Source organism: Methylobacterium sp. B1 (genome assembly GCF_000333255.1).
Lineage (GTDB): Bacteria > Pseudomonadota > Alphaproteobacteria > Rhizobiales > Beijerinckiaceae > Methylobacterium > Methylobacterium fujisawaense.
Genome location: NZ_BACT01000357.1, coordinates 1 through 5,160, shown reverse-complemented (window position 1 = coordinate 5,160; position 5,160 = coordinate 1). Strand labels below are relative to the sequence as shown.

3 protein-coding genes and 1 pseudogene are annotated in these 5,160 nt (G+C 70.6%); 2 read left to right on the top strand and 2 right to left on the bottom strand.

The window, feature by feature from the left end:
* A partial coding sequence (locus I53_RS31155; protein WP_148291114.1) for a DUF1508 domain-containing protein occupies positions 1-93 on the bottom strand: 93 nt, incomplete at its 3' end.
* Between the two features lie 303 nt (positions 94-396).
* Between I53_RS31155 and I53_RS10435 the strand changes: the two genes are divergently transcribed.
* Both I53_RS10435 and I53_RS10430 read left to right on the top strand, forming a co-directional pair.
* On the top strand, positions 397-2,295 hold the full coding sequence (locus tag I53_RS10435; protein ID WP_051044767.1) for a tetratricopeptide repeat protein: 1,899 nt from the start codon (positions 397-399) through the stop codon (positions 2,293-2,295).
* Positions 2,296-2,431: 136 nt separating this feature from the next.
* The gene (locus I53_RS10430) at positions 2,432-4,570 is read left to right on the top strand and encodes a molybdopterin-dependent oxidoreductase (RefSeq protein WP_043350130.1); all 2,139 of its coding nucleotides are present in this window, start codon (positions 2,432-2,434) and stop codon (positions 4,568-4,570) included.
* 319 nt (positions 4,571-4,889) lie between these two features.
* On the opposite strand, the pseudogene I53_RS10425 reads toward I53_RS10430, so the two are convergent.
* Positions 4,890-5,160 (bottom strand): annotated as a pseudogene (locus I53_RS10425) (RNA helicase); the annotation flags it as partial.

Genomic DNA, 5,160 nt, shown 5'->3' with positions numbered 1-5,160 from the left:
GCCTTCGCCGGATTCGGCGATCACCTCGCCGTTGCGCGCCCGGAGGCGCCAGCGCCATTCACCCTTGGCGTCCCGATAGAGTTCGAACCGCATGATGCAGGCCCCCATTCGTCTGTCGGCAGAAATGGGGGCACGGCGCGGCCAATAAAAGGATCTGCCCGCGCCGGAGCGGCCGTCCGGTCGGGCGACGGTCGCGGAAGGGCCATCCGCTGCGGGGCGCTCGAGAAGTCCCGGCGACGGACTCGGATCCGGCTCGATTCTTTGTTTTGCGCGTACGAATGCCTGTGTTCGCTCGACATCATTGGATCAAAGCAGTATTCGGCTGCATCGCTGCGGGTGGCGAATCACGCGGCCACGGTCGGGCTTGCCGGGTCGCCGTGGCGTGAACGGATCGCGATGAGCGAGAACAGGGCACTGTCCAGCGCATCGGAATGGTCGGTTCCGGAACGCCGGCTGGCCGCGATCTTCGCCGCCGACATCGCCGGCTATTCGAAGGCGATGCATGCCGACGAGAGCGGCGCCATGCGCGCCCTCCAGGCCACGCGGCGGATCGTCGACCGGATGATCGCGGCCCGTCACGGACGGATCGCCAACACGGCCGGGGACAGCGTTCTGGCCGAGTTCGCCTCGGTCATGGATGCCGTCTGCTGTGCGGTGGCGATCCAGCGAGCCCTCGCCGAGGCCGAGGGGGAGGCCGCGCAGTTCCGTCTCCGCATCGGGATCCATCTCGGCGACATCATGGTGCATGACGGCGATCTTTTCGGCGACGGCGTCAACATCGCCGCGCGTCTGCAGAGCGCCGCCGAGCCCGGTGCCCTGAGGCTTTCGGAAGCTGCCTACCTGCAGGTTCGTGGTCTCTCGGAAATCCCGTTCATCGATCTCGGCCCGCAGCGCCTCAAGAACATCGCACGCCCCGTGCGCGTGTACGCCGTGCCGCCCCCGGACCAGCGGACGTCGCGCGCCATCCGGGCGGGCCGCGCCCGCGCCGCCCTCCGGCCGACGCTCGGGGCCGTCGCGGTCCTCGCCGCCGCGGGGCTGGCTCTGACCTGGCCCCGTCTCGTCGGATCCGAGCGCACGGATGGGCCGGGCGAGCCTCTGCGCCCGAGGCTGTCCCTGGTGGTCCTGCCCCTGGCGAACCAGAGCGGCGAAGCAGACCAGGATTATCTCGCCGAGCAGCTCGCCGAGGATCTCTCCGCCGATCTCGCCCGCGCCCCGGGAACCTTCGTCATCGCGCACGGTACGGCACAGGCCTACAGGGGGCGGCCTCTCGAGCCGCGCGCCGTCGGCCGCGAACTCGGCGTCCGCTACGTCGTGCAGGGAAGCCTTCGGCAGAGCGGCGAGCAGGTGCGCTTCGCCGTGCAACTGACGGATGCCGAGACCGGCGCCGCCCTCTGGGCCGACCGCTACGACGGACCGCGGACCGCCGTCGGCGCCGCGCAGGACGTCCTCGTCGCCCAGGTCGGCCGCGCCCTCGGCGTGCGTCTTCTCGAGGCCGCCACGCAGGCCCGGTCGGGCCAGCCGGCGGATGCGGTGGACTTGGTCATGCGCGGACAGGCGCTGCTCAACCGGCCCTTCGCCCGCGACAACCACGCCCAGGCCCGCCCGCTGTTCGAGCGCGCGCTCGGCCTCGATCCGGCCAATGTCGATGCGCGCCTGGGGCTCGCCGAGGTGCTCGTCGACGGGGTGCTGAACGGCTGGACGACCGAGCGGACGGCGGATCTCGACACGGCCGAGCAGGCGATCGCATCGGTCCTCCAGGGCGACCCGACACATCCCTTCGCGCATTACCTGCGCGGGGAGACCCTGCGCGCCCGATCGCGCTACGCGGAGGCCCTCGCGGCGTTCGACCGGGTGCTCACCCTGAATCCCAGCTTCGCCCGGGCCTACGCCTATCGCGGCCTCATCCAGATCTTCCTCGGACGGGCCGAGGAGACGGATCGCGACATCGCCGCCGCCATCCGCCTCAGCCCCAAGGATCCCCTGCTCGGGGCGTGGCTCGCCCGGGACGGCTTGGCCAAGCTCCATCTCGGGCAGGATCAGGAGGCGATCGAGCCGCTGCGCCGCGCGGCGGCGGTGAACCCGCTCTTCGACTTCCCCCACCTCTATCTCGCCTGCGCCTTCGCGCGGCTCGGCCGGGATGTGGAGGCGCGGGCCTCCCTCGCCGAGTTCCTCAGGCTGCGCCCCGGCTACACCCTCGCCCGCTACCGAAGCCTGACCTCCACCGATCCGACCTTCCTGGCCCAGCGGGCACGCATCTACGAGGGCCTGCGCCGCGCTGGACTGCCGGAGGGCTGACCCCGCGCGTCCGCCCGGCGCGGACCGGTCACCGCGCTCGAATTAGAATTTTTCTTCTTCCCGATATAGGCTGGACCCGACCCGCGCCGAGAAACACGCATAATAACGAGACGCCTGCGGGGTCAGGGAGGAAACGATGAACGAGATCGTCCAGGCCGAGGCCGTCTCAGAGGTCTTCTACGGCGCCTGTCCGCATGATTGTCCCGACACCTGCTCCATGCTGTTCGAGGTGAAGGGCGGCGAGCTTCTGAGCGTGCGCGGCAACCCGGACCACCCGATGACCCGGGGCGGCCTCTGCGTGAAGCTGAAGGATTACGAGAAGCGCCACTATCATCCGGACCGGGTGCTCTACCCGATGAAGCGCGTCGGCCCGAAGGGCTCCAAGCAATTCGCGCGCATCACCTGGGACGAGGCGCTCGACGAGATCGTCAGCCGCTGGACGGCGATCATCGACCAGTACGGGCCGCAGGCCATCGCCCCCTACAGCTATCTCGGCAACCAGGGCCTCGTGCACGGGCTGAACGGCGGCGACGCCTTCTTCAACCGCCTGGGCGCCACCGTGACCGAGCGGACCTTCTGCGGCGAGGGCTCGTGCACGGCCTGGCTCCTCACCGTCGGGCCGACCGCCGGCCTCGATCCGGAGAGCTACATCCACTCCAAGTACATCGTCATCTGGGCCTGCAACTCGGTCAGCACGAACCTCCACCACTGGGCGATCGTGAAGGACGCGCAGAAGAAGGGCGCGAAGGTCGTCGTCATCGACGCCTACGCGTCGCGCACCGCCAAGGCCGCCGACTGGCACATCGCCCCGAAGCCCGGCACCGACGGCGCCCTCGCCATGGCGCTGATCAACTCGATCATCGCGCAGGGCCTCGTCGACCAGGACTACGTCGACAACCACACGATCGGCTTCGCCGATCTGAAGGAGCGGGCCGCCCCGCGTACGCCGGAATGGGCGGAATCCATCACGGGCGTCCCGGCGGCCGACATCCGCAGGCTCGCCCACGAGATGGCGACGGCCCAGCCGGTGGGCATCCGCATGGGCGTGGCGCTGGAGCGGCATTTCGGCGGCGGCCAGACCATCCGGGCGGTCACCTGCATCCCGGCGCTCACCGGTGCGTGGCGCCATGTCGGCGGCGGCGTCACGCAGTTCCCGGTCTGGGAGCATCCCTACAAGTTCGACGTCATGTGCCGGCCCGACCTGATCCCGGAGGGCACCCGGGTCGTCTCGAACCTGCAGATCGGCCGCGCGCTCACCGGGGAGCTGAAGCTCGACCCGCCGATCATGTCGATGATGTGCTGGAACTCGAACCCGGTGACGCAGGCCCCCGAGACCGACAAGATCGTCGCGGGCCTGATGCGGGAGGACCTGTTCATGGTCTCGGCCGAGCACTTCATCTCGGACACGGCCGCCTACGCCGACATCCTGCTTCCGGCCGCGATGGGCGCCGAGATGGAGGACATGATCCTCTCCTGGGGCCACCTCTACCTGACCTACAACACCAAGTGCGCGGAGGCGCCCGGCGAGGCGATCCCCAACAACGAGATCTTCCGCAGGCTCGCCGCCCGGTTCGGTTTCGAGGAAGAGAACTTCAAATGGTCGGACGCGGAGTGCCTGGAGCACTACGTCGACTGGGCTTCGCCCGCCTGCGCGGGGATCGACCTCGCCTACATGCGCGCGCATGGCTTCGCCCGCCTGAAGGTGGGCACGCCGGACGACCGCGCCCCGCACCGGGAGGGCAACTTCCCGACCGATACCGGCAAGTGCATGCTCAAGATCGAGGGCGCCACGAACTTCGTCGCGCCGCCGTTCCGGCAGATGTACGAGGGCTTCCAGCCCGGCGAACCCCTCGACCCGCTGCCCGACTATGTCGGTGCGCGGGAATCGCACGCGAACGATCCGGAGCTGGCCAAGCGCTACCCGCTCAACATCGTCTCGCCCAAGAGCCACTACTTCCTGAATTCCTGCTACGCCAACATGGCGGACAAGCAGAAGGGCCAGGGCGAGCAGTTCGTGATGATCAGCCCGGCCGATGCCGAGTCCCGGGGCATCGTCGACGGCGACCGCGTCCAGGTCGCCAATGCCCGGGGCGCCTTCAAGGGCGTCGCGCGCGTCACCGACGACGTCACGCACGGAATCGTGGTGGCGACCCTCGGCTACTGGCGCCAGCTCAACGAGGGGACGGTCAACAGCATCTCGTCGGCGGCCTTCACCGATATGGGCCACGCCCCCTCGTTCTCCGACAACCTCGTCGAGGTCTCGCGGGCGAACTGACCGAGTCCCATGATGGGAACCGCGCGCAGCGACGGGAGCCGGGGCAGCGTCACAGCCGGGGATGTGGTGCCGGCTGGCGTGCGTCGCTGCGCACGCGGGGACAGCGGAGCCCTCATGGGGAGACGGGGTCGCGGGGCGTCCCCGCCCGCCATCCGGCCGGCGGCGCCCTCGCCGCGTGCGGGGCCGCAAGGGCCCGAGGCATGGTCACGGGCGTCAGGGGGAAACTGATCGCCGCGCGGCGCGGCTTCGCGGCCGCGGCCTGCGCTGAAATGGAAAGCCGCCCGGGACGGATCCGTCCCGGGCGGCTCGAATGTGACGCTCAGGAGCGGGGCGCCCGCTCCAGCCAGCCGATGCTGCGACCCTCGCCGCCGCCCCCGCCGCTGCGCGGCCGGGCATCGGCCCGCTGGGGCCGGGCGTCGCGGTTCGGACGGCCCTGGTTGGGGCGCTCGCCCTGCGGTCGTGCCGGCCGGTCGGCGCGGACGTCGCGGCCCTGCGGGGCATGACCCCGCCCGTCGCCGCGGGCGTCGGCCCGGCCCTCCTGGGGCCGGCCCTGCCGGGGCGCACCCTGGCCGGGACCGCCGAAGCCGCGG

What these genes read in the sequence shown, in the direction of transcription:
- I53_RS10435 (WP_051044767.1), top strand. Translation starts at nt 397, where the DNA reads ATGAGCGAGAACAGGGCACTGTCCAGCGCATCGGAATGGTCGGTTCCG.
- I53_RS10430 (WP_043350130.1), top strand. Translation starts at nt 2,432, where the DNA reads ATGAACGAGATCGTCCAGGCCGAGGCCGTCTCAGAGGTCTTCTACGGC.